The organism is Sorangium sp. So ce834, assembly GCF_051521425.1.
Classification (GTDB): domain Bacteria; phylum Myxococcota_A; class Polyangia; order Polyangiales; family Polyangiaceae; genus Sorangium; species Sorangium cellulosum_D.
In genome coordinates this window covers 6,671,607-6,696,672 of the sequence record NZ_CP150351.1, presented here as the reverse complement: position 1 = coordinate 6,696,672, position 25,066 = coordinate 6,671,607, and the positions used below count along the sequence as shown (strand labels likewise).

The window sequence follows — 25,066 nt, the reverse complement described above, 5'->3', positions numbered from 1 at the left end:
CTCCGCCGGGTAGGTCAGGGAACGAGGTTGGGCGCACTTGTTGGCAGTCAGAAGGATAGGTAGTATGGGTCTCGTCATCATCCGGTCCCGCTGGAAAGTTCTTGGTGTGCTGAAGTCTCTCTGCGCGGACCATCCTCTCGGGAGATCCAAATGAGTACCAACATGACAAGTGGCGTAGTCCAAGGCGACGCCGACGCAGCCATCGAGGATGCCGGGACGATCCGTCGCGTGATCACCGCGTCGTCGCTCGGAACGTTGTTCGAGTGGTACGATTTCTACCTTTACGGCAGCCTCGCCGTGTTCTTTGGCGGGCTGTTCTTTCCTTCGGGCAACGAGACTGCGCAGCTGCTCGCGAGCCTCGCGACCTTCGGAGCAGGGTTCGGCGTGCGCCCGCTCGGCGCCGTCGTGTTCGGGCACATCGGCGACCTGATCGGCCGCAAATACACGTTCCTCGTCACCATGGCCACCATGGGCATCTCCACCGCGCTGACGGGCCTCCTGCCCACGTACGAGCAGATCGGCATCGCCTCGACCGTCCTGCTCGTGCTCTTGCGCCTCTTGCAGGGCCTCGCGCTCGGCGGTGAGTACGGCGGCGCCGCCACCTACGTGGCCGAGCACGTCCCGGACCAGAAGCGCGGCTATTACACGAGCTACATCCAGACCACGGCCACGCTCGGCTTCTTCGTGAGCATGGCGGTCATCGGGTCCACCCGCTCGCTGTTCGGCGAGGCGGACTTCAAGTCGTTCGGCTGGCGCGTGCCGTTCCTGCTCTCCTTCCTGCTCCTCGCCATCTCGCTCTACATCCGCGTGAAGATGAAGGAGTCGCCGCTCTTCTCGAAGCTCAAGTCGACCGGTAAGGTCTCGAAGAACCCGATCAAGGAGACCTTCTCTCACCCGCTCAACCGCAAGTACGTGCTCCTCGCCCTCTTCGGGGTGACCGCGGGCCAGGGCGTCGTCTGGTACACGGGCCAGTTCTATGCGCTCACGTTCATGCAGAGCGTGCTGAAGATCCAGTGGCAGACGGCCTACACCATCATGTCGGTCGCGCTCGCGCTCACCACGCCGCTGTTCCTGGTGTTCGGCGGCCTGTCCGACCGCATCGGCCGCAAGAAGGTCATGATGGCCGGCTGCGCGCTCGGCGCGATCTCCTACGTCCCGATCTACATGGCCATGAAGCACTTCTCGAACCCGAGCGGCCTGCCCGTGGCGAACCCGGACGAGGTCAACGTGCCCATGATGATCCTGCTCATCGGCCTCCAGATGGTCTACGTGACCATGGTGTACGGGCCGATCGCGGCGTTCCTCGTGGAGCTCTTCCCCACGAAGATCCGCTACACCTCGATGTCCATCCCTTACCACCTGGGTAACGGCTGGTTCGGCGGCTTCTTGCCCCTGATCGCCACGGCCGTCACCGCGTCGGCCTGGGCCAAGGAGACGTTCGGGGCCGGCGCCATCTACACGGGCCTGATTTATCCCATCGCTGTCTGCGCGGTGACGTTGATCGTGGGCGGCCTCTTCATCCACGAGACCAAGGATCACCGCATCGACGCCGACGTCCACGGGGCCTGACCAGCGCCGAACCCGCGCACCCGATTCAGAGGAGAACTCATGATCATTTGGAAGACGCCTAGCGCAGCGCTCGCCGCCTCTCTCTCGCTGGCCGGAGTCGCCGCGCCCGCCACGGGCAGAGCGCAAACGGCGGAGCCGCAGCAGCCCGCGCCGGCCGAGGCCGCGGTGGAGCCTCGCCCCGCTCCTCCGCCGCCGGTCGAGCCGAAGAAGCCCGAAGACAAGCCTCTCGTGCGCGTCTACGGCATCGTCAAGCCCACCGTCGTCGTCGGGAACGGCCTCGAGTCCTTCGGAAACCCGAACTACTCCGCGCCCACGGCCGCGGCGAACCCGGTGTTCCTCGCCGATCCGGACGCCGTCGGCCTGAGCTTCCAGGCGGCGCAGACGCGCTTCGGCGTGACCGCCGGGGAGGGCACGCCCGTGAAGGGGCAGTTCGAGGTCGACTTCATCGATTTCGGCAAGTCGTCGCCGGCTCAGGGGATGAGCCTCCGCGTGCGGCAGGCGTTCGTGGAGTGGTCTCCCGCCGAAGGACACAAGCTCACGCTCGGTCAGCTCTGGGACCTGTTCTCGCCGCTGAACACGCACACGTACAACCTCGTGGGCGCGCTCTTCCAGTCCGGCAACTCGGGCTTCGTGCGTCACCAGCTCAGCTACGTCGCCACCCTCGGCAGCGTCGAGGTGGGCGCCGCGCTCGGTCTGGTCAGCCAGAACGTCACGGCCATCCTCAACAACGTCGAGTACTCGCGCACGCCCACCTTCGCGCTGCGCGCGGGCTACCGCGCCGAGAAGGCCGCATGGGTCGGCGCGTCGGTGATCGCCACGTCGCTCGCCTTCGACGCGAACCTGCCGACGGAAGAGAGGAAGCTGGCGATCGGCGGCAACCTGTTCGCCGAGGTCACGTCCGGTCCGCTGAACCTGCGGGCCGAGGCTTACGGCGGCCAGAACCTCGCCAACCTGGGGCTCCTGACGCTCGGGCAAGGCAACCGCACGACGGATGTCGCCGAGGTGGGCGGCTGGGTGTCGGGGAAGCTGACGTTCGACAAGCACGCCCTGCATCTCATCGCGGGGGCCGCGATGGTGCCGAGCGCCGACGACATGCTGCTCGGCTACACGCCCGGAACACCGGCGACAGAAGGCGCGCCGGCCACGCCTGCCGCGCGCGTGGGCGGCAATGGTCCCGGCATCGAGCGCAACGTGACGGTGCGCGCGGGCTACGCCTTCTCGCCCATGAAGGGGCTCTCGCTCGTGCTCGAGCCCTCTCTGATGCTCACGCGCCACAAGCTCGATCCGGCCGCCGAGGCGGATAAAGGGGCCGACCGCGTGGGCTGGGCCGTCGAGGCGGGCGGTCTCTACCAGTTCTGACGGCCCGCGCGCCGGAGCGCGCTGGCGCTGACCGCGACGGCCCCGCCGCCGCCCGCCAGCGCGCAAAGCGCGCTCCCTCCGCCCGCGCCGGCTAGCCGCTCACCGCGCGCTCGCCGGCCCCCGCTTGCGGGTCGCCGGCCGCCCCCCCGCGCCGCCGGCGGCTGACCACCATGAAGAACAGCGGCGCGAAGAAGATGCTGAACAGCGTCGCGGTGAGCATGCCGCCGAACACGCCCGTCCCGATGGCGTGCTGCGTGGCCGAGCCCGCGTTCCGCGCGAACACGAGCGGCACCACGCCCAGGATGAACGCCAGCGACGTCATCAGGATCGGCCGGAAGCGCAGGCGCGCCGCCTCGATCGCCGCGTCTCGCACGCTCTTGCCCTGCTCGCGCAGGCTCTTCGCGAACTCGATGATCAGGATCGCGTTCTTCGCCGAAAGCCCCATGATGGTGATGAGCCCGACCTTGAAGAACACGTCGTTCGGCAGGCCGCGCACCGTCATGGCCAGCACCGCGCCCAGCACCCCGAGCGGCACCACGAGGATCACCGAGAGCGGGATCGCGAAGCTCTCGTAGAGCGCCGCCAGCACCAGGAACACAACGACCAGCGACAGCGCGAGCAGCGCCGGCGCCTCGGCCCCCGACAGCCGCTCCTGGTACGACTGCCCCGTCCACTCCACCCCGAACCCCGGCGGCAGCTGCGCGGCCAGGCGCTCGATCTCCGACATCGCCTCGCCGCTGCTCCGCCCGGGCGCCGGCGCGCCGCTGATCCCGGTCGCCGGAAACCCGTTGAAGCGCGCGAGCTGGAGCGGGCCGCGCTCCCACGCCGCCGTCGCGAACGCGGAGAGCGGCACCATCTGACCGGCGCCGTTGGGCACGGACAGCCGCAGCACGTCCTCGACCTGCATCCGGCTCGCCTCGTTCGCCTGCACGATGACCTGCTGCAGCCGACCCTGGTTGGGGAAATCGTTCACGTAGGTCGGGCTCAGCGCGGTCGACAGCACCCCGGCCGCGCGCTCGAAGCTCACGCCGAGCGCGCTTGCCTTCTGGCGGTCGATCCGCAGCCGGATCTGCGCGGCGTCGGGCTGCGCCTCGGCGCGCACCTGCGCGAGGACGGGGCTCCCCGCGGCGAGCTCGATCAGCCGCTGCTGCGCCGCCAGGAGCGCCGCGTTCCCGCGCCCGCCCCGGTCCTGCAGCTTCAGGCTGAAGCCCGAGGTGCTGCTGAGCTCCATGATCGGCGGCGGCACCAGGCTGTACACCACGCCGTCGCGGATGTGGCCGAGCTTCTCGTTCGCCTGCGCGGCCTCGGACTGGGCCGTCGCGCCGTCCGGGCGCTCGCTCCAGTCCTTCATCGTCAGGAAGATCATCGCCACGTTCTGTCCCGAGCCCGAGAAGCCGAAGCCCGGGAAGGCCGCGACGCTGCGGATGGCGGGGCGGCCGAGGTAGTGCGCCTCCACCTGCTCGACCGCCTTCAGCGTGCGGTGCTGCGTGGCCTCCGGCGGGAGCTGCACGTCGACGATCACGAGCCCCTGATCCTCCTCCGGCAAGAAGGCGGTCGGCAGCCGGACGTAGAGCAGGCCGAGCGTCGCGACGAGGATCGTGAACCCGAGGAGCATCCGGCGGCGCCTGTCGAGCGAGCCCGCGACCCAGCGCCGGTACCCGGAGGTGAGCCGCTCGAAGCCGGCGTTGAACCAGCCGAGCGGGCCGCGGCGCCGCGCGTGGCCGGCGGGGACGGGCCTCAGCAAGACCACGCAGAGCGCCGGCGTGAGCGTCAGCGCCAGGAACGCCGAGAACAGGATCGAGACCGCCATCGACATCGAGAACTGCCGGTAGATCGCGCCCACCGAGCCCGACGCGAACGCCATCGGCACGAACACCGCCGAGAGCACGAGCGTGATGCCGACGACGGCGCCCGAGATCTCCGCCATGGCCTTCCGCGTCGCCTCGCGCGGGGACAGCCCCTCCTCGGCCATCAGCCGCTCGACGTTCTCGACCACGACGATCGCGTCGTCGACGATGATGCCGATCGCGAGCACCATGCCGAACAGGCTCAGCATGTTGATCGACGCGCCGGCGAGGAGCATCACCGCGCACGTGCCGAGCAGCGCGAGCGGCACCACGATCGCCGGGATGAGGGTGTAGCGGATGTTCTGCAGGAACAGGAACATCACGACGAACACGAGCACCATGGCCTCCACCAGGGTCTCGAGCACCTTGTGCACCGAGGTCCTGACGAAGGGCGCCGTGTCGTAAGGCACGCTGTAGGTCACGTTGGGCGGCAGGCCCCGCGAGAGCTCCTCCATGCGGGCGCGCACGAGATCGGAGGTCTTCATCGCGTTCGCGCCGTTCGCGAGCTGGATGCCGATCGCGGCGTCGGGCTTGCCGTTGCTCCGCGACGACGACGCCACGTTCTGCGCGCCGATCTCGATCGTCGCGACGTCGCGGAGGAGCACGCGCGACCCGTCGGGCTTCGCGCGGAGGACGATCGCGCCGAAATCCTCGGGCGTCGTGAGCTGCCCCTCGGCGATGAGCGTGGCGCTGATCTGCTGCGTCGGCGGGCTCGGCAGGTCGCCGATGCGGCCCGACGCGAACTGGACGTTCTGCGCGGCGATGGCGGCCGACACGTCGGCGGGCGAGAGCGCGAGCGCCGCGAGCTTGGTCGGATCGATCCAGATCCGCATCGCGCGCTCGCTGGTCCAGAGCTGCACGCGGCCGACGCCCGGGACGCGCTTGACCTCGTCGATGATGGAGCGGGCGAGGATGTCGCCGAGCGCGGTGGGGCTCAGGCTGCCGTCGCGCGACGACAGGCTGACGATCATCAGAAAGCTCGACGTCGAGGCCTCGACGAAGAGGCCGGATTGCCTCACGGCCGCGGGCAGGCGGGGCTCGACCGCCTTGAGCCGGTTCTGGACGTCGATCTGCGCGAGATCCGGGTCGGTGCCGGGCAGGAAGGTCGCGGTGATCTGGGCCCCCCCGGAGGCGTCGCTCGACGACTGGAAGTAGAGCAGGCGCTTGGTGCTGCTCAGCTCGCGCTCGATGAGGCTGACGACGCTCTGGTCGAGCGTCTCCGGCGTCGCGCCAGGGTAGCTCGCATAGATGGAGACGGTCGGCGGCGCGACCGACGGGTACTGCGTCACGGGGAGCCGCGGCAGCGCGATCGCCCCGAGGAGCGCGATGAACATCGCGATGACGACCGCGAAGACGGGCCGGTCGATGAAGAAGCGCGACATGCTGGCCTCGATCTGCTCCGCGCGCGTCAGCGCGTCGCCGACGCCGCGGGCGCGGGCGCGGCGGCCGAGCCCGCGGGCGTCGGCGTGAAGGGGACGGCGCGGACCTCGGCGCCCGGGGCGACCTTCTGGTGGCCCTCGACCACGACCTTGTCGCCGGCGTTCAGGCCGGAGGTGACGATGTAGCGGTCGTGATCGACGCCGCCCGTCTGGACCTGGCGCACGGCCGTCTTGCCGTCGGGCTGGACGACGAGCACCGTCGCGTTGCCGCCGCCGTCGCGCCCGACCGCCTGCTGCGGCACGGTGAGGGCCGCCTGGTCGACGCGCTTGGCGAGCTTCACGCGCACGAACATGCCGGGCAGGAGCAGGCGGCTCGGGTTCGGGAAGCGCGCGCGCAGCGTCACCTCGCCGGTGCCGGGATCGACGCTGATGCCCGAGAAGAGCAGCTCGCCCTTCTCGGGGTGCTCGACCCCATCGTCGAGCACCAGGATCGCGGCGTGCTGGCCCGCCTCGCCCCCGGGCGCGCCGTCCAGCGCGGCGCGGCGCAGGCGCGTGAGCTGCGAGGCGGGCTGCTTGATGTCGACGTAGACCGTGTCGATCTGCTGGATGACGGCGAGCGGCGTCGCCTCGGCCTGGCCGACGAGCGCGCCTTCGGTGACGAGCGCGCCGCCGATCCTGCCGCTGATCGGGGCCGTCACGGTCGCGTAGCCGAGGTTCAGGCGGGCGAGCGAGAGCGCCGAGCGCGCCTGGGCGATCTCGGCGTGGGCCATGGCCTGGGCGGCCAGCGCGTCGTCGTACGCCTCGCGGCTGACCAGCCCCTCCTGCACGAGCGCGGTGGCGCGCTTCGCGCGCGCCTCGGCCTGGCCGAGGTTGGCCTGCCCCTTGGCGAGGGCGGCGGCGGCGCTGTCGACGGCGGCCTTGAGGGGCGCGGGGTCGATCACGAAGAGCGTCTGCCCCTCCTTGACCTCGCTCCCTTCGGTGAAGCTGCGCTTCAGGACGACGCCCGCGACGCGCGCGCGCACCTCCGCCAGGCGGAGGGGGGCGACGCGGCCGGGGAGCTCGTCGCGGAGGGTGACGGGCTCCATCTGGACCTCGATGACGCTGACCTCGGGCGGGGGCGGCGCCGGCGGGGCGTCGGCCGCGGCGCGGCACGCGCCGAGGCCGAGGAGGAGGGCGGCTGGGAGGAGCCCGCCGAGCTTGCGGAGGTGGGTCATACGTCGATGCAGCCTGGCGCGAGGGAGATCGTCCCCTGGGTTCGCCTTGGCGTAGTGCATGGCGGGGGGGCTTTCAACCCGCGGGGCCGCGGGCGCCGCAGGCGGAGGGCCCGGCCCTTCTGGCCGAGGAGGCCGCGCTCGAGGCGCGGGAGGAGGCCGCGCTCGAGGCGCGGATCGACGCTCGGACGGCGGAGGGGGAGGTCCTCGAGGCGGAGATCGCCTCGGTGGAGGAGGCGCGGGGGGCGTCGGTCTGGGCTTCGGCGCGGCCCTGTCTTCGATCCTCTTCTCGCCGCTTCACTTGGCCACTGGGCTCGCCGACGTCGCCATGAACACGCAGGGCCGTACGCAGCTCGTTCGTTCTCTCTCGCAACCTGCTGTGCAGTCTTGGACGTCGACGCGACCCCGGATCTGCCCGCGTCCACGGCTCACGAACGCGCGGGTGAAGTATCCGCCCCGGCGCCGGCAGCGCGGCGCGCGTCGTCGCCCTCGCCGGGCCGGGCGGCGCGGCGGCCCGCAGCGCCCGCTCCCGGTCGAACCAGCCGCGCGCACCCGCGTAGCGCGCGCTCCTGCGGAGGCGGACGAGGATCCAGGCGCCGTCGGCGAGCTCCCGCCCGTCGTGCAGCGGGTAGGTGAGCGCGCCGGAGGCGCCCACCGCGAGCCGCGCGGGGTCGAGCGGGGTCCCTCGATGGAACAGCACATACGTCATCGGGCCGCGCACCTGCTCGGGGGAGAGCGTCACCTCGAGGCCGCCCTGGCCGAGCAGGTGCTCGGCGCCGCCGGGCGCGCTCGTGAGCAGCTGCGACACCCCGCCGACGAGCGAGGCCCCCGCCGCGCCGAGCACGAGCTGCGGTCCGGCCAGGCTCGCCGTCTCCACCATGCCGGCCACGATCCCGAGGCTCGCCGACGCGGCGCCCTTGAGCAGGCCCGCGAGCGCGGTGTCGCGGCGGAGCGCGAACAGCGAGACGCACAGGGTGATCGGGCCGCCGCGGTAGTTGCGATCGGGCAGCACGGGGCGATCGAACACGGGCGCCGTCCTCGCGCTGCCTTGCAGCTCGAACGCGCCGAGCGCCGCCTGGTAGCGCTCGAGGCCCCCGACCAGGGAGATCTCGAGCGTGCCCGAGGCGGTCCATTTGGAGAACCAACCATCCTCCCGGTTCAGGAACCACGCCACCGCGTCGACCCCGAGATAATGCTGATTGGGCAGGAGCGGCCCATCGTCGCCGCCTGGCAGGATCGTGTAGTACCGGTATTCTCCCTCGCCCGCCTTCGCCGCCATCCTGGTCTCCTCTCGACCTGATCAGCCCCTGACCGCGCCGAGCCTCGCGTCGAGCGCCTTCAAGGTGATTTGCCCCGCGACCCCGTCCACGAGGAGCCCGCGCTCGGCCTGGAACGCCTTTACGGCTTCCTCCACGCGATCGCCGAAGACGCCGTCGACGCCGCCTCGGACCTGGATCCCGCGCTCGAACGAGGTGGAGCAGCAATCGGGCATCGAGCGTCTGTTCGTTGTCCGTGCGCGCCGCGCGCGGGGGCGACGGAGACGAGTACCGTCATCGGCTCCCGAGCTGCGAGAGCGACCGGCGGCGCGCGAGCTTTTGGGTGGATGTAAGTTTCTGTCCCGGCCGGCGCCGCCGCCAGTCGCCACGAGCTCCGCCGCGGCGCCGTGGTCGACGTGAGCGGGCGCGCTGGGCGAAACCAGGGCTAAAATCCACTGCGCAGCAGCGCCCCGCCGCCGCCTGGCAGGACCGCGGGCGTGAGGGCGACGGTCGCGCCCTGCTGAGGTGACGTCAGGAGGAGCACCAGGCCAGCGCCGATGCCGGCGAAGCCAATGGCGCCGAGCACGGTGCCCGTGGCGGTGAGCGTCTGACCTTGAGACTGAGCGTTCATGTCGTCCGCGTTACAATGCGATGGATTCGGGCATTCTTCCTCGAGATCCAACTTCGCTTTGAGCGCGAGCCCGCCCGCGGCGCGGCGACCGCCGGAGTCGGCGCGGCTTCGATTGGAGGCGGCGCGAGACGCAAGATTTTGCGCGCGCTCTCCGTGATGATCACTGGCGCTTCGGTCTGCCTGCCGTCGGTCCATTGCGCGACGACGGCGTGGGTTCCGGGGTCGAGCGGGAGCTCGCTGCCAAGGCTGGCTTGCGGAAGCGCGGCTCCGTCGAGGAGTACCTCCGAGGGTGCTGGCGTGCCCTGGTCGAGCTCGATCACGAGCTTAGGAACGCGCGGCTCGAGCTGCTCGAGGATACCGTTGACGCCGCGTACGTGGGGAGCCACAGCGCAACGCTCCTGGTGTGCAACCAGGTCGTGCTGTGGGTCGACTCTGAAATGCTGAGCGCCACGACGTCGCGCATCCAGCTTTACGAGGCCGAGGTTCGCGTCACCGACATCGAGGGCAACCCCATGACGGATGGGTACGTCGTCCCGATCACGGGCCTGGTCGACCGTGGGGCGTCCAGTGACGCTGGCTACACCTGCACCGACGTCCTCCTGATCGACGGTGCCACGATGGACAGCCTACGCGGGCAGCCGCGCGTCTCGGCCGCGACGTCGAGGTGTTGGCGACGGTGGTGTTGCGAGGCAGGACGCTTGGCGGCCAGGAGGTCGAGACCGCCGAGTGGACCTACCCTGTCCGGGTCTGCTTCGCCTGCAGCCGGTGCGAAGACACGTACCCGCCGACCTGCTGCGCCAGGGCCGCGAGCGAGGAGTGCCGGGACCTCGACGAGATCAAGAGCTTCTGCTCCGGCCAGCGGGCCCCGCAGGACTGCCGCAACTTCGGTCAAACCTGCGCCGAGTACATCGCGGGCTTCGGGTTGTAGAACGCACGCGGAGCTCGGTGCCCATCCGTGCAACTGGGCGGATGATCGAGTCCGATACTGACCCGGATCGTCCAGTCCACCGGCGTGGGAGCGACGTCTCGCAGCGAGGCATAGGCCAGTTTGCCTATGCCTCGCTGGAGAGGTCTCGGCTATGAGCTCGTTGCAGGCACCTGCATCGGGTGACGCGGCGACGGACGACGATCTGGGAGCAGGGAAGCTTGGACACGTTTCACACCCTCGGCAAGACCGATCCCAGAGGTCATCGCGTTCGCGGCTCCGCGGCGCTGGTCTGCTCCAGCCAGGGAGATGTGACGACCGACGCACGGCCGCCGAGCACCCCCGACCCCTCAAGCCGGAGCTTCCTTCGGCAGCTCCGGTGCCCAGCCGCCTGGGCGCGCCCCGCCGGCCGCCTGCGACGACCCATGGGCAGCGATCCCTATCGACCTGGGCCGGTGCCTCAAACCTTCAAGGACGCGACCCGAACACCGGATACCGTCCCCGTATCCACCGCAAACGAAGGTGCTGATCAATGATGAACCGGCGAATGAATTCACCACGGCTGATTCTGCTATCAGGAGCGCTCGGCATCGCCCTCTTGGGCTGCGGCAGCGACGGCGACGGGACCACCACCGGCGGCGGCGACGGCGGCGGCACCAACGGCTCGACCAGCTCGGGCGTCACCTCCGGTAGCGGCGGCAGCGCCGCGTCCGGGGACACGACGACCACGTCGTCTGCGGGCACGACGGGCTCCGCCGGCGGCACCGGCACCGGCGGGGGCGGCGCCGGCGACGCGGGCACCGGCGGCGCAGGCACCGGCGGCGCGGGCGCCGGGGACGCGGTCACCAGCAGCGGCAGCGGCACGGGCGGCGGCGGAACCATCACCTGCCCGTCGCCCGCGTTGAGCGCTGGCGACACGAACAAGACGGTGATGGTGGGCTCCCGGAGCCGCAGCTACGTCTTGCATGTCCCTGCCACGTACGACGGCAGCAAGCCGGTGCCTCTCGTGGTCGACTTCCACCCGCTCGGCGGCTCTGGCCCGTCGGAGCGGTCGGGCTCGCCCTATCCGGCGCAGACCGACCCGGAAGGCGTGATCATGGCCTTCCCGAGCGGGCTGTCCGGCCCCTCGGGCGGCGCCTGGAACGTGGGGCCCTGCTGCGTGGCCGACACCGACGACGTGGCGTTCGCCAGGGCGCTGGTGGCGCAGATCCAGGAGAGCGCCTGCATCGACCCCAAGCGCATCTACGCGGTCGGCTTCTCCATGGGCGGCGGGATGTCCCACTACCTCGCTTGCCACGCCGCCGACGTGTTCGCGGCCGTGGCGCCCGCCGCCTTCGATCTCCTGCAGGAGAACGTCGGCGGCTGCGAGCCGTCGCGTCCCATCAGCGTGATCTCGTTCCGAGGCACGTCGGATCCCGTCGTGCCCTACGCCGGTGGAGGCTCCTCGGTGGTGCGCGGCATGCCCGTCACGTTCCTCGGCGCGAAGTCGACCTTCGCGAAGTGGGCCGACATCAATGGGTGCACCGGCTCGCCGTCGGCCGAGAATGGCCAGGGCTGCTCGACCTACTCCAATTGTCAGGACGGCGTCGAGGTGACGCTCTGCACCAAGCAGGGAGGCAGCCACGAGCCCGGCAACGCCACGGTCGGCTGGCCCGCGCTGAAGCGGCACGTCATGCCGTAGCCCACCCCAGCCGTTCTATGTTCCTCGGGACATCGTGCGGCCTCTGCAGCACAGGCTGGGAGAGCGAGCGGAAGAACTTCGAATAGGGCGACGGCGCGTCGCCCGACGCGCGGAGCGTTTGGTGTGCATCGTCATTGAAATAATCTTCTGCTGATATATCCGTCGCACCGTGAGAGCGCCGCCACATGGCGAGCGAGCTCGCGTGTTGACCGCTGACACCCCGATCGGCCATACTGGCAGGCGATCCTTTGCCTTCCTGCGTCCTGCGCGGCCTCGTCGCTCAGGGACAGGAGCCGATCGGCTGTTCCATGAAGGTCAGCGGAACCACAATCCTGACGCGGAAGACCTTGGTGAGCCGGAGGTTCGGCTCGGAGGCGTGGCGCGGCTTCTTTCGTGAAGTGGCGGTGGCCAACCCCTGGTTCAAGCGGCCGATCACCGCCAGCAGCTTCGTCCCGCTGCCCGAGTTCCTCGCGTTCCACGACGAGCTCGTCCGGCGGTTCTACGCGGACGGCAAGGACGCGCTCTTCGAGCTCGGGGCCGAATCGGCGCGCTGGGCGCTCGTCGACGGTCCGCTGCAGCGCTTCGTCCAGGATCCCGACATCTCGTCGCTGGTCGCGACCACCCAGAACATCTGGCACCGGTACTTCGCCGAGACGGACAGCCGCTCCGAGGCGACGCTGAGGGACTCCGGCATCGAATTTCGAGTGCGTGACCTCCCCGCATGGCACCCGTATTTCGAGTACTTTGTGGTCGGGTACACGAAGGAAATGCTGGAGATCTATTGCGCCAACCCGATCTGGACGCATCGCCTCACGGGGGGACACGGCACGACGTACGGCTACCTGCTCGCCACAGATCCTGTGCCGTCCGCTCCTCCGAGCAGCGAGCGCGGCGCCCGGTGCGGTCGGCTCCTCCGGCCGCGAAAGGCGCTCACGGGGCGCGAGCTGGAGGTCCTGCGGCTCGTCGGTGCCGGCAAGACCAACCGCGAGATCGCCTTCGTCCTTGCCATCTCGGAGAAGACCGTGCAGCACCACGTCGCCCACGCCTACGACAAGCTCGGCATCTACAGCCGCGCCGGCGCGACGCTGTGGCTGGCCGAGCGGGGGCTCCTGGGCTGACCGGCGTCGACGGGCTCCGGTTCGTGCTCAGCGCCGGCATCGCCGGCGAGGGCCTCTCGCACGCGCCGGGCTGAGCCTGGACATCCCGCCCGCCCGGCGCGCGGCCGCGGTGGATGCATCCCCACCGTCCCGCGCGCCCTGTCCCGAATACGATCCGACGCCGCCGCGCGAGCAAGGTTCGGACGCGATGCGCTGGAATCGACCCGGAAGGTGGGGAAGGGGACCAAGGCAGGGTGCGTCGGCAGCTGGCTTGGTGTATCCGCCCACAAGGGCATGAGTCGAGGCTGTGATCTCGAGCTCGGATACGCGTCGTCCAATCGCCGGTGGTCGGGCTGGTTCAAATACAGGCTGGCATCGCGGTGTCCCTACTGCATACTGCGCAGCGTCCGCTTCGCGCCACGCCGCGATGCGGCCGACAGCGCGACTTACGAGCTTGAGGTCCGCTTGGCGCCGGCTTCTTCTGGCCAGAAGCTGACCAGCGGCCGTGATGCCTGGCGAGCGTACGACAGATCAGCAAGCACGGTGTGCGTGGAGGTGCGTGCGCGTCAAACGTATCGACGCGGCGTAACGTAGGTCCACGCGCGCCGATGCTACCGACCCCTACCAGCAACAGGGAGGTCATCCGCGATGAACGAAATGGGTTATTGGCCGCTCTCTCTGGAGCAAGAATGCGCCTTTCGGCTCGACCGGGGCCGCGGCGCCGCGCCGGGCCCGGTGGAGCGGGGCGCGGCGTGGCTGGACGGCGAGCTGGACGTGCCCAGGCTGGTCCACGCCATCGAGGGGCTGGCGGCGCGCCAGTCGATCCTGAGGACGTCCTTCGCAGAGCGCGATGGACAGCCGGTGCAGGTCGTCTCGCCGCGGGCGGAGATCGCCTTTCGCGAGGTGGATCTCGGCGCCGAGGGGCAGCCGGCCTCGGATGCGTCGGCGCTCGCGATGGCTCGCCGGGAGACCTCGCTGCCGCTCGATCTGGAGCGCGGTCCCCTCTGGCGCGTGAGCCTCATCCGCGTCCATTCGCAACGTCACCTCCTCGCGCTGGCCATGCACCCGATCCTCTCGGACGGCGAGCCGAGCGCAGCGCTGTTTTTCGCGGAGCTGTTCGACGGCTACCACGGAATCGAGCGGCCGGCGCCGCCGATAGGTTATCAGGACCACGCGCGTCGACAGCGGGAGCACAGGACCGCGGAGCGCCTCGACGCGCAGCTCGCGCACGTTCGTCGCGAGCTCGCGGGGGCGCCGGAAGCGCTGGAGATCCGGACGGATCGGCCGCGGCCCGCGGCGCGGACCTTCGCCGGAGGCTCGGTGGCGCGCGCGCTCGATCCGGAGCTCGTGGGCGCGCTCCGCGCCCTGGCGCGGGAGGAAGACGCGGCGCTGTCCACGGTCTTGCTCGCGGGAATGCACGCCGTGCTCCACCGGTATACAGGTCAGGACGACGTCCTCATCGGCGTGGCGCTGTCCGGGCGAGACGAGGAGACCCAGGGCCTCATCGGTCCGTTCGGCAACCTCGTGGTCGTGCGGGGCAGGCTGGGCGCGGATCCGAGCTTTCGAGCGCTCCTGCGCCAGGTGCGCCGCTCCCTCGAGGAGGCGGTGGAGAACGGCGATCTCCCCTTCGCTTCCCTGGTCGAGCGGCTCGCGCTGCCGCGCGATCCGAGCCGCGCCCCGCTCGTCCAGGCCACCTTCTCCAGCGCGCGCGGCGCGATCGAGCCGAGGAGAGGCGCTCTGCTCACGCTGACGCCGGCGGCGCTCGAGGCGACCGAGGTGGCGTTCGAGCTCGCCATCCGCGTCGAGGAGACCGGCGCGGGCGTGAGCGCGCGCATCGATTATAACCGCGATCTCTTCGAAGAAGCGACGGTGGAGCGGCTGCTCGGGCACTGGGCGGCGCTGCTGGGCGGCGCCGCGGGCGACCCCGCGCAACCCGTCTCGGCGCTGCCGATCCTGACCGAGGAGGAGCGGCGCACGCTCCTGTTCGGGTGGAACAGCGGCGGGGAGTTCGATCCGCCGCGCGATCGGCTGCACGAGCGGGTCGAGGCGCACGCCCGGCGCGCCCCGTCCGCCGTGGCGGTGGCCTTCGAGGGGCGCCGCCTCACCTACGCCGAGCTGGATCGACGGAGCAACCAGATCGCCCACCTCCTCCGGGCGAGCGGCGCGGGGCCCGACGTCCCGATCGGCGTTTGCCTGGAACGCTCGCTCGAGATGATCGTCGCGCTGCTCGGCGTCCTCAAGTCCGGCGCCGCCTACGTCCCGCTCGACCCGTCGTACCCCGAGGAGCGACTCGCCTTCTTGCTGGAGGATACCCGCGTCCCCGTGATCCTCACCGAGGAGCGCTTCGCCTCACGGCTGAGGAGCGGGAGCGCCAGGGTCGTGTGCCTCGACGCGGATCGGGCCGTGATCGAGCGACAGCCCGAGGACGCGGTGGCGCCCGTGCCGGGCGAGGGCCCGGAGAACCTCGCGTACATCATCTATACCTCGGGGTCGACCGGGAAGCCCAAGGGGGTGATGGTCACCCACGCCAACGTGGTCCGCCTCTTCGACCACACCGCCGGCGAGGTGGGTTATGGCGATCGCGACGTCTGGACCCTATTCCATTCCTATGCCTTCGATTTCTCCGTCCTGGAGATCTGGGGCGCGCTCTGCCACGGCGGGCGGCTGGTCGTGGTGCCGTTCCTCACGAGCCGCACGCCGGACGCGTTCTACAGGCTCCTCGGCGGCGAGGGGGTGACCGTCGTCTGCCAGACGCCCTCGGCGCTCCGCCAGCTCATCGACGCCGACACCGCGGCCGATCCATCGCTGCGCGACCGCCTGCAGCTGCGCCTCGTGATCTGCGGCGGCGAGGCGCTCGACGTGGCCGCGCTCAAGCCGTGGTGGGACCGCCGCGGGGACGAGCGGCCCGCGATCCTCAACATCTACGGGCCCACCGAGACGACCGTGTTCGCCACCCGCCGCCCGATGGGCATCCCGGACCTCGAGCACCCATGGTCGAGCTCGATCGGCCGCGCGTGCGGCGACGTCCAGGTGCTGCTGCTCGATCGCCGCCGCGCGCCGGTCCCCGTCGGCGTCGCCGGCGAGATCTACATCGGCGGCCCCGGCGTGGCCCGCGGCTACCTGAACCGCCCCGACCTCACGCGGGAGCGGTTCGTCGAGAACCCCTTCCGGCCCGGGCCGGGCGCACGGCTGTACCGGACAGGCGATCTCGCGCGGTACCTCCCGTCGGGCGAGATCGAGTTTCTCGGCCGGATCGACGATCAGGTGAAGATCCACGGCCACCGCATCGAGCTCGGTGAGATCGCGGCGGCGCTGGGCCAGCACCCCGGCGTGCGCGAGGTCGCGGTCGTGGCGCGCGAGGACGCGCCGGGCGACCGGCGGCTCGTGGCGTATGTCGTCCCGCGCCCGGTCGAGGACGCCTCCGCCGAGGGCGAGCAGGCGCTCGTCCACGCGCTGCGCGCCCTCGCGCAGCGCCATTTGCCGAGCTACATGGTCCCGTCCGCCTTCGTGTCGCTCGACGCGCTCCCCACCTCGCCGAACGGCAAGGTCGACCGCAGGGCGCTCCCTGCGCCCGGCGGCGCCCGGACGGGGCTCGGGACCGCCTTCGTGGCGCCGCGCTCCGAGCTGGAGGAGGCGCTCGCCGGCCTCTGGAAGGAGCTCCTGCGCGTCGAGCGCGTGGGCGTCCACGACAGCTTCTTCGAGCTGGGCGGCAGCTCGCTGCACGCCGTCCAGCTGTTCTCGCGCCTCCGCGGCGCCTTCGGGCTCGACATCGGCTTTCAGGAGCTCTTCGCGCACCCGACCGTCGCCGGGCTCGCCGCGCTGGCGAAGGGGGGCGGCCGCGCGGCCCCCCGGGCGGAGCATGCCATTCCGAGGGGCGCCCGGACGGGGCCCGTCCCCCTCTCGTTCGCCCAGGAGCGCATGTGGTTCCTCCACCGGCTCGCGCCGGAGAGCAGGGCCTACAACTGCCTTTGTCCCTTCCGCCTCACCGGGGAGCTCCACGCCCCGGCGCTCGACCGGAGCCTCCGTGAGCTCCTCCGCCGCCACGAGATCCTGCGCACGGTCTATACCGAGATCGACGGCATGCCCGTCCAGATCGTCGCCGAAGACGCCGCGTTCCGGCTCGAGGTCGCGGACCTCCAGCACCTCCCCGAGGGGGAGCGCGAGGCCCAGGCGGCGCGGCTCCTCGACGCGGAAGCCCAGCGGATCTTCGATCTGAAGCGCGGGCCCGTCTTCCGGGCGGGGCTGCTGCGGCTCGGGCCGCGGGATCACGTCCTCTGGCTGCACATCCACCACATCGCCGTCGACGGCTGGTCGCTCGAGGTGGCCTACCGCGAGCTCGCGGCGCTCTACGACGCCTTCCGTCGGGGCGCTCCCCCTCCGCTGCCGGAGGCGCCGCTCCAGTACGCCGATTTCGCCGCGTGGCAGCGAGAGCAGCTGACCGAAGAGAGCCTGTCGGCGCTGGTCGCCGGCTGGAAGCAGCGGCTCCTCGGCGCGCCGCCCCTGCTCGAGCTGCCGAGCGATCGCGTCCGGCCGCCGGTCCAGACGTTCCGCGGCGCGACGCTCCCGTTCCAGCTCGACCCGGAGGTCGCGAGGGCCATCCGCGACCTCGGCGCGCGAGAGGGCGTGACCGTCAACATGGTCCTCCTGGCCGCGTTCGCCGTCCTGCTCCACCGCGTCACGCAGCGCGACGACCTCCTGGTCGGGCTGCCGAGCGCGGGCCGCGATCACGCCGAGCTCGAGGCGGCGATCGGCTTCTTCGTCAACGTGGTCCCCATCCGGATCGACGTCTCCGGCGCGCCGTCGTTCGAGCAGCTGCTCCGCCGGGTGAGGGCGGTGTGCCTGGACGCGTATGCGCACGACAGGCTCCCGTTCGAGCGGCTCGTCCAGGAGCTCCAGCCGGAGCGCGACCCGAGCACCAGCCCGCTCGTGCAGATCGTGTTCGCGCCGCAGCCGCCCGCGGAGCGCGAGCTCCACCTCGCCGGGGTCGAGGCGCGCGCCATCGACACGGACACGAAGAAGACGATCTTCGACGCATCGCTCTATGCCTGGGAGACCGCCGGCGGCGTCGCCGGGATGCTGGAGTACAGCACCGATCTCTTCGAGCGGTCGACGATGGAGCGGACGCTCACGCACCTCTTCACGCTGCTCGCCGCCGCGACCTCGGATCCCGCGCGGTCCGTCGCGTCGATGCCGCTGCTCCCGGACCGCGAGCGGCGCCGGCTGCTCGTCGATTGGAACGACACCGGCGCCGATTTCCCGCGCGATCGGGGCGTCCTCGCGCTGTTCGAGGAGCAGGCGGCGGCCGCGCCGCGCGCCCCCGCGGTCGTGTCCGAGGGCGGCTCGCTCACCTATGGAGAGCTCGATCGCCGGGCGAACCAGCTCGCGCGCCGCCTGATCGAGCTGGGCGTCGCGCCCGACACGCGGGTCGCGATCTGCGCGGAGCGCTCGCCGGAGATGGTGGTCGGGATCCTTGGCGCCCTCAAGGCGGGCGCGGCGTACCTCCCCGTGGACGCCGCGATCGCGGGCGAGCGGCTCTCGTTCATCCTCGAGGACTCCGGCGCGCCGGTGCTCCTCACGCAGGCGCACCTCGCCGAGCGCCTCCCGCCGTTCGCGGGCGCGGTGATCCGCCTCGACGCGGACGCGCCGGCCCTGGCGGCGCGGGACGGCTCGCGCCCGCCGGCGTGCGCAGGCCCCCGGGACCTGGCGTATGCCATCTACACCTCGGGCTCGACCGGCCGCCCGAAGGGCGTGCTCGTGGAGCACCGGAGCCTCATGAACCTGGTGGCGTGGCACGTGCGGCGGTTCGCCGTCTCCCGCGACGATCGCGCGACCCTCGTCGCGAGCCCCGGCTTCGACGCGTCGGTCTGGGAGCTCTGGCCTTACCTGTGCTCGGGAGCGTGCCTGTTCATCCCCGGGGAGCCGCTCCGCCGCTCCCCGGACGAGCTCAAGGCGTGGCTCCTCGCGCGCGGGATCACCGTCTCGTTCCTGCCGACGCCGATGGCGGAGGAGCTCCTGCGCCTCGACTGGCCTGCTTCCGCCGCGCTCCGGTACCTGCTCACGGGAGGAGACAAGCTCCGCGTCTGGCCCGACGCGCGGCTCCCCTTCGAGGTCGTGAACAACTACGGTCCGACCGAGGGGACCGTCGTCGCCACCTCGTGCGTCGTGCCGAGGGCGCGGCCCGACGGCGGGGCCGCGGCGGCCGACCCCTCGATCGGCCGCCCGATCGACAACATGCGGGTGTACCTGCTCGATCCGCGCGGGGAGCTCGTCCCGGTGGGCGTCCCCGGCGAGCTGTACCTCGGGGGCGCCGGCATCGCCCGCGGGTACCTGAACCGGCCCGAGCTCGACGCAGCGCGGTTCCTCCCCGATCGGCTCTCGGACGAGCCGGGCGCGCGCATGTACCGCACCGGCGACCGCGCCCGGTGGCTCCCCGACGGGAACATCGAGTTTCTGGGGCGGGTCGACAACCAGGTGAAGATCCGCGGCTATCGCATCGAGCTCGGCGAGATCGAGGCCGTGCTGCGCGAGCACCCCGCGGTGGAAGAGGCCGTCGTTGTGGCGCGCGAAGAGTCGCCGGGCAACAAGCGGCTCGTCGCTTACGTCATCCCGCGCCTCGACGACGGCGGCGCCTCGGATCAGGTCCCGGCGCTCCAGGCGGAGCACGTCTCGGCGTGGCAGGCGCTGTACGACGGCACCTACGGGCAGGGCGGCGCCGGCGTGGATCCGGCCTTCGACATCACGGGCTGGAACAGCAGCTATACCGGAGAGCCCATCGACGCCGCCGCGATGCGCGCATGGCGGGACCACACGGTCGAGCGGATCCTCTCGTTCCAGCCGCGCCGGGCGTGGGAGATCGGCTGTGGGACGGGGCTCCTGCTCTTGCAGCTGGCCCCGCAGTGCGCCGCCTACCTCGGCACGGATTTCTCGGAGAAGGCGATCGCGCTCCTCCGCCCCGAGCTCGAGCGCGGCACGCTCTCGCACGTGTCGCTGCAGCGCCGGGAGGCGAACGACTTCCGCGGCATCGAGCCGGGCAGCTTCGACGTGGTGGTCTTGAACTCGATCGTCCAGTACTTCCCCAGCGCCGATTACCTGCGCGCGGTGATCGAGGGCGCCGTGCGCGCGACCGCGCCCGGAGGCGTCGTGTTCCTGGGCGACATTCGGAGCCTGCCCTTGCTGGAGGCGTTCCACACGTCGGTGCAGCTCCACCGCGCGCCCGCGGGCGCCACCGCGGCCGAGCTGCGGGCCCGGGTGGAGCGGGCGGTCTCCGGCGAGGAGGAGCTCGTCCTCGCGCCCGAGCTCTTTCACGCGCTGCGCGACCGGATCCCGGGCGTGGAGCACGTCGAGACCTGGCTCAAGCGAGGCCCCGGCGCCGACGAGATGACGCGCTTCCGCTACGACGTGGTCCTGCACGTCGGCGCGGCGCCCGAGCCGGCCGCGGTCGGCCGATCGCTGGACTGGGCTGCCGCGGAGGGCCTCGATGGCCTCGAGCGGGCGCTGCGCGACGCGGGCTCCCTCGGGATCGAGGTCCTGGGGATCCCGAACGCGCGCGTGCACGCCGACGTGATCGCGGCGCGCCGGCTGCGGGAGGCGGGCGGCGACGAGCCGGCCGGCGCCGCCGCGGCCGCGGGGGCGGCCGTGGCCGCGGTCGATCCGGAGGCGCTGTGGGCGCTCGCCGCGCGCCTCGGCCGTTCGGTCCGGATCACCGGGTCGAGCACCGCGGGCCCGGGCTGCATGGACGCGCTCTTCGAGCCCGCCGAGGGCGCGACGCGGCCGCGCGCCTGGGTCCAGTCGCGGCCCGGGGCGGCGTTGCCGGCGCGGGCGCTCGCGAACAGCCCGCTCCGGCGGCCGAAGGCGCGCGCGATGCCTCGAGGCCTGCGCGAGCTCGCCGCGGCGAAGCTCCCCGACTACATGGTTCCGGCCGCGTTCGTGAAGCTCGACGCGCTGCCGCTCACCGCCAACGGGAAGGTCGACATGGCGGCCCTCCCGGCCGACGATCGCGCGAAGCCCGCGCCGCGGGCGGCGGCGCCGGCGCCCGCCTCGAACCTCGAGGTGGTCCTCGGCGAGATCTGGCGCGAGGTGCTCGGCCTCGACGAGGTCGGCCTCGACGTTCCGTTCTTCGATCTCGGCGGTCACTCGCTGCTCCTCGCCCGGGTCCGCGCGGGCATCCGGGCGCGGCTCGGCGAGGACGTGCCCATCATGGACCTGTTCCAGTTCCCGACGATCCGCAGCCTCGCTGTCCACCTGAAGCGGGGGCCTCGGGCGGCGGCCCCGGGCGACGGCGCCGTCTCCAAGCGCGCGCCCGGCGCTGCGGCGCCGGCGGCCGAGGCCCCGGCGCGGGAGGCGCTGCCCGAGAACGCCATCGCCATCATCGGAATGGCGGGTCGCTTCCCGAAGGCGCGCAGCGTCGACGCGCTGTGGTCGATGCTCAAGGACGGGATCGAGGGGATCGCCTTCTATTCGTCCGACGAGCTGCGGGCGCTCGGCGTCGACTCGGAGCTTCATCGAACACCCGGGTTCATCCCGGCGGCCGGCCTGCTCGATGACGTCATGTGCTTCGACGCGGCGTTCTTCGGGTACAGCCCGAGGGACGCCGCGCTCATGGACCCGCAGCAGCGGGTGTTCCTCGAGTGCGCGTGGGAAGCGATGGAGAGCGCTGGGTACGACCCGCTCGCCACCTCGAAGCCGATCGGCGTCTTCGCCGGGAGCGACGCCCCGAGCTACTGGATCGAGCGCGTCGGGCCGCCGCCGGCCGCGCCGAACTCGGAGCACGCCCGGATCTATACCGGGAACGTGACCGACTCGCTGACCACGCGCGTGGCCTACAAGCTGGGGCTCCGGGGGCCCGCGGTGAGCGTCATGACGGCGTGCTCGACGTCGCTCGTCGCGGTGCACCTCGGCTGCCAGAGCCTCCTCACCGGGGAGAGCGACATGGTGCTCGCGGGAGGCGTCGGCGTCCTCTCGCCGAAGCGGATCGGCTATCTCCACGAGGACGGCGCGGTCACCTCGCCCGACGGCCATTGCCGGCCCTTCGACGCCGAGGCGAGCGGCATCGTGGCCAGCAACGGCGTCGCCCTCGTCGTCCTCAAGCGCCTGAAGGACGCCCTCGACGACGGCGACACGATCCACGCCGTGATCCGCGGCTCCGCCGTCACCAACGACGGCGCGCGCAAGGTGGGGTACACCGCGCCGAGCCTGGAGGGGCAGCTCGAGACGCTCGCCCGGGCCCACGCCGCCGCCGGCGTGAGCCCGGAGGGCATCGCGTACGTGGAGGCGCACGGCGCGGGCACGCGGCTCGGCGACTCGATCGAGGTGGCGGCGCTGTCGCGCGCGTTCCGGAGGGCGACCGACAGGGTCGGGTTCTGCGCGCTCGGCTCGGTGAAGAGCAACCTCGGCCACCTCCGCGCGGCCGCCGGGGTGACCGGCCTCATCAAGGCGGCGCTGGCGCTGGAGCACGAGCTCATCCCCCCGACGCTCCACTTCCGCCGCCCCAGCCCCGAGATCGACCTCGCGCGCAGCCCGTTCTTCGTCAACGCCGCGCCGATCGCCTGGAAGCGCGGCGGAGCCCCGCGCCGCGCCGGGGTGAGCGCCTTCGGCATCGGCGGCACGAACGCGCACGCCGTGCTCGAGGAGGCGCCGGCGCCGGCGCCGTCCGGCCCGTCGCGGCGCTGTCAGCTGCTCGTCGTCTCGGCGAAGACGCCCGCCGCGCTGGAGCGGAGCACCGATCGTCTGGTCGAGCACCTGCGGCGCGCGCCGGAGGGCTCGCTCCCCGACGTCGCCTTCACCCTGCAGCGGGGCCGGGCGCCCTTCGCGCACCGCCGCGCGGTGGTGTGCGCGGATCCGGCCTCGGCGGCGGCGTCCCTGGGCCGGCGCGACCCGGACCGCGTCGTCACGGAGGTGGCCGGCAGGCGGCCGCCGGAGGTCGCCTTCCTGTTCCCTGGCGTCGGCGCGGAGCGCGCCGGCATGGGGCGCGAGCTCTACCTGCACGAGCGCGCCTACCGCGAGGGCATCGACCGGTGCGCCGACCTCTTCCGTCGCGAGCTGTCGGTCGACCTTCGCGACCGGCTCTTCCCCGAGGCGCCAGGGCGCGCCTCCGGCGACGGTGAGATCGGCGCGCCGCGCCTCCGCGCGGCCGCGCTCTTCTCGACCGAGATCGCCCTGGCGCAGCTCCTGATGTCGTGGGGGATCCGCCCAGCGGCGCTGTTCGGCCACGGCGTGGGCGAGGTCGTCGCCGCGTGCGTCGCCGGCGTGCTCTCGCTCGAGGATGCGGTCGCGCTGGCCGCGCTGCTCGGGCGCTCGGAGGAGGAGGCCGCGGGGCCGCTCCTCGCGCGCATCGCCCGGCGGGCCGCGTCGATGGCGAGGCGGGCGCCGAGCATCCCCCTCGTCGGGAGCCTCGCCGGCGACTGGGTGACGGAGGCCGACATCGACGATCCGTCGACCTGGGCCCGGCTCCTCGCGGGCTCGGCGCGCGCCGACGATCGCATCGCCGCGCTGCTCGCCTCGGCCGATCGCGCCCTCGTCGAGGTCGGGCCCAGCGCCTCGCTGGCCGCCCTGGCGGCGCGCCACCCGGGCGCGGGGCGACCGGTCGCGACAACCCTGGCGGGCGCGGGCGAGGGCGCCGGCGATCTCGAGGCGTTGCTCGGCGCGGTGGGCCGGCTCTGGTGCGCCGGCGTCGACGTCGACTGGGCCGCGTTCTCCCGGGACGAGCGCCGGCGGCGCGTGCCGCTCCCCACGTACCCGTTCGAGCGCGTCCCCCACGTGCTCGACACCGCCTGCACCGTGGGCCCGGCCACGGTGCGGTCCGTGTCGCCGAAGATCTGGAGTCCGCCGGAGTCGTCCGGCCCTCCCTCGGGCTCGCCGGCGAGCGGGCGGGCGGTGGAGGCGCTGCCGCCGGACTCGCCCGCGCCCGTGAGCGCGGCGCTGACGCAGCGGAGCGGGACCGCCGCGCTCCTCCCCGACGGGCGCGGGACCGGACAGCTCCTCGTCACGCTGCAGGCGGGGGCGCCGGACGCGGCGCCGCTGTTCCTGATCCCGCCGCTCGGCGGCACGGTGCACGCCTATCGCCCCCTGGTGCAGCGCCTGAGCGGCGAGCTGCCCGTCCACGGGATTCAGCCCACCGGCGCCACGCCGGGCGAGCCGGGCTTCGCGTCGATTCCTGCGATCGCGGCCCGGTGCGTGGACGAGATCCTGCGCGTGCGGCCCGAGGGGCCGGTTCTCCTGGGGGGGCATTCGGCCGGCGGCGTCGTCGCATACGAGGTGGCGCAGCAGCTGCTCGCGCGAGCGCGCAAGGTGCCTTTGCTGCTGCTCCTGGACACCGGCTTCGACCCGCGGGCGCGCGAGCGCTCACCGGCGAGCGGCCTCGCCCATGAGATGGCGAAGCTCGAGGCGGTCGCGTCGCGGAGATACCGCGGCTTCGTGGCGGCCATGGAGGACGACGCGCGGCTCCGCGCCGAGGTCACGAGCACGTGGCAGGCGCTCGCGAGCTACGAGCCGCAGCCGACGGACGCCAGCGTCCTGTTCCTGCGCGCGCGGGAGCAGGTCAGCCCGGAGGACGCGGTGGCCGTCAACGCCTGGATGGAGCTTTCGCGGGCGGCGTTTGCCCTCCAGGTGGTGCCCGGCAACCATTTCACCATGATGGAGCCGCCCCACGTCGCGCACGTCGCCCGCGCGATCCAGCAGCACCTCGCGGCGGCGGTGAGGCCAGCGCTCGCCGACGCGCTGGAGGGGCGGGCGCTCCGGAGGTCGAGGGCCAGGTCGCTCGGCGCGGAGAGCGGGCCTGAGAGCGGGCCGCCGTCGCACTGAGCAGTTTGGCGTCCTCGACCCTCACCGTTTCGGCGAGGGGGTCCTCGAGGTGGGGCGTGGTGTCATAAGCACTCGTAAGCGCTTTTTGTGACCCGCATGCCGCGACGACGCCAGTGCGGCGCTCTGCGCGCCGCCGGCCAGCAGGCATGAGGCGCTCATCCGGGCTCCTGATCGGCGCGTGCGCGTGGGGGCTCGACACATGAGCTCAGCTGTCGCACCAACGATGACAACACCGCTCCAGGGCGGCGATGGGCTCTTCCCCGTGGCGGCCCATCGGTAGTAGGCTCGCGGCGATGTCTCGGACCGGACCGT

General features: G+C 72.1%; 11 protein-coding genes. 6 read left to right on the top strand and 5 right to left on the bottom strand.

All coding sequences use genetic code 11. The features are described from left to right. Positions 1 to 162: 162 nt before the first annotated feature. Both WMF20_RS24135 and WMF20_RS24130 read left to right on the top strand, forming a co-directional pair. Positions 163 to 1,569 (top strand): MFS transporter, encoded by a 1,407-nt coding sequence (locus tag WMF20_RS24135; protein WP_437616955.1) that lies wholly within the window; start codon positions 163 to 165, stop codon positions 1,567 to 1,569. Positions 1,570 to 1,608: 39 nt separating this feature from the next. After that, on the top strand, positions 1,609 to 2,928 hold the full coding sequence (locus WMF20_RS24130; RefSeq protein WP_437616954.1) for a hypothetical protein: 1,320 nt from the start codon (positions 1,609 to 1,611) through the stop codon (positions 2,926 to 2,928). Positions 2,929 to 3,019: 91 nt separating this feature from the next. On the opposite strand, the gene WMF20_RS24125 is transcribed toward WMF20_RS24130, so the two are convergent. The 5 genes from WMF20_RS24125 to WMF20_RS24105 all read right to left on the bottom strand — a co-directional run bounded on the left by WMF20_RS24125 (position 3,020) and on the right by WMF20_RS24105 (position 9,252). After that, a complete protein-coding gene (locus WMF20_RS24125) occupies positions 3,020 to 6,157 on the bottom strand; it encodes a multidrug efflux RND transporter permease subunit (RefSeq protein WP_437616953.1) in 3,138 nt (1,045 codons plus the stop codon). Between the two features lie 26 nt (positions 6,158 to 6,183). Continuing rightward, positions 6,184 to 7,368 (bottom strand): efflux RND transporter periplasmic adaptor subunit, encoded by a 1,185-nt coding sequence (locus tag WMF20_RS24120; RefSeq protein WP_437616952.1) that lies wholly within the window; start codon positions 7,366 to 7,368, stop codon positions 6,184 to 6,186. A 73-nt stretch (positions 7,369 to 7,441) separates the two neighbouring features. Continuing rightward, positions 7,442 to 8,644, bottom strand: coding sequence for a hypothetical protein (locus WMF20_RS24115; RefSeq protein WP_437616951.1), 1,203 nt, complete (start codon positions 8,642 to 8,644; stop codon positions 7,442 to 7,444). Positions 8,645 to 8,665: 21 nt separating this feature from the next. Then, positions 8,666 to 8,857, bottom strand: coding sequence for a peptidoglycan-binding domain-containing protein (locus WMF20_RS24110; RefSeq protein ID WP_129576533.1), 192 nt, complete (start codon positions 8,855 to 8,857; stop codon positions 8,666 to 8,668). 209 nt (positions 8,858 to 9,066) lie between these two features. Further along, entirely contained in the window at positions 9,067 to 9,252 is a 186-nt protein-coding gene (locus WMF20_RS24105; RefSeq protein ID WP_437616950.1) for a hypothetical protein, read from the bottom strand. 676 nt (positions 9,253 to 9,928) lie between these two features. Here WMF20_RS24105 and WMF20_RS24100 point away from each other — a divergent pair. From WMF20_RS24100 to WMF20_RS24085, 4 genes are all read left to right on the top strand, one after another. Then, positions 9,929 to 10,180, top strand: coding sequence for a hypothetical protein (locus WMF20_RS24100; protein WP_437616949.1), 252 nt, complete (start codon positions 9,929 to 9,931; stop codon positions 10,178 to 10,180). A 544-nt stretch (positions 10,181 to 10,724) separates the two neighbouring features. Next, positions 10,725 to 11,858 carry an alpha/beta hydrolase family esterase gene (locus WMF20_RS24095; protein WP_437616948.1) on the top strand — a complete coding sequence of 378 codons (1,134 nt, stop codon included), beginning with the start codon at positions 10,725 to 10,727 and terminating at the stop codon, positions 11,856 to 11,858. A 308-nt stretch (positions 11,859 to 12,166) separates the two neighbouring features. Next, on the top strand, positions 12,167 to 12,976 hold the full coding sequence (locus tag WMF20_RS24090; protein ID WP_437616947.1) for a response regulator transcription factor: 810 nt from the start codon (positions 12,167 to 12,169) through the stop codon (positions 12,974 to 12,976). A gap of 627 nt (positions 12,977 to 13,603) precedes the next feature. Continuing rightward, positions 13,604 to 24,754 carry an amino acid adenylation domain-containing protein gene (locus WMF20_RS24085; protein WP_437616946.1) on the top strand — a complete coding sequence of 3,717 codons (11,151 nt, stop codon included), beginning with the start codon at positions 13,604 to 13,606 and terminating at the stop codon, positions 24,752 to 24,754. Positions 24,755 to 25,066 lie beyond the last annotated feature (312 nt).

What these genes read in the sequence shown, in the direction of transcription:
- WMF20_RS24095 (WP_437616948.1), top strand. Translation starts at nt 10,725, where the DNA reads ATGAATTCACCACGGCTGATTCTGCTATCAGGAGCGCTCGGCATCGCC.
- WMF20_RS24120 (WP_437616952.1), bottom strand. Translation starts at nt 7,368, where the DNA reads ATGACCCACCTCCGCAAGCTCGGCGGGCTCCTCCCAGCCGCCCTCCTC.
- WMF20_RS24090 (WP_437616947.1), top strand. Translation starts at nt 12,167, where the DNA reads ATGAAGGTCAGCGGAACCACAATCCTGACGCGGAAGACCTTGGTGAGC.
- WMF20_RS24125 (WP_437616953.1), bottom strand. Translation starts at nt 6,157, where the DNA reads ATGTCGCGCTTCTTCATCGACCGGCCCGTCTTCGCGGTCGTCATCGCG.
- WMF20_RS24130 (WP_437616954.1), top strand. Translation starts at nt 1,609, where the DNA reads ATGATCATTTGGAAGACGCCTAGCGCAGCGCTCGCCGCCTCTCTCTCG.
- WMF20_RS24115 (WP_437616951.1), bottom strand. Translation starts at nt 8,644, where the DNA reads ATGGCGGCGAAGGCGGGCGAGGGAGAATACCGGTACTACACGATCCTG.
- WMF20_RS24135 (WP_437616955.1), top strand. Translation starts at nt 163, where the DNA reads ATGACAAGTGGCGTAGTCCAAGGCGACGCCGACGCAGCCATCGAGGAT.
- WMF20_RS24085 (WP_437616946.1), top strand. Translation starts at nt 13,604, where the DNA reads ATGAACGAAATGGGTTATTGGCCGCTCTCTCTGGAGCAAGAATGCGCC.
- WMF20_RS24105 (WP_437616950.1), bottom strand. Translation starts at nt 9,252, where the DNA reads ATGAACGCTCAGTCTCAAGGTCAGACGCTCACCGCCACGGGCACCGTG.
- WMF20_RS24110 (WP_129576533.1), bottom strand. Translation starts at nt 8,857, where the DNA reads ATGCCCGATTGCTGCTCCACCTCGTTCGAGCGCGGGATCCAGGTCCGA.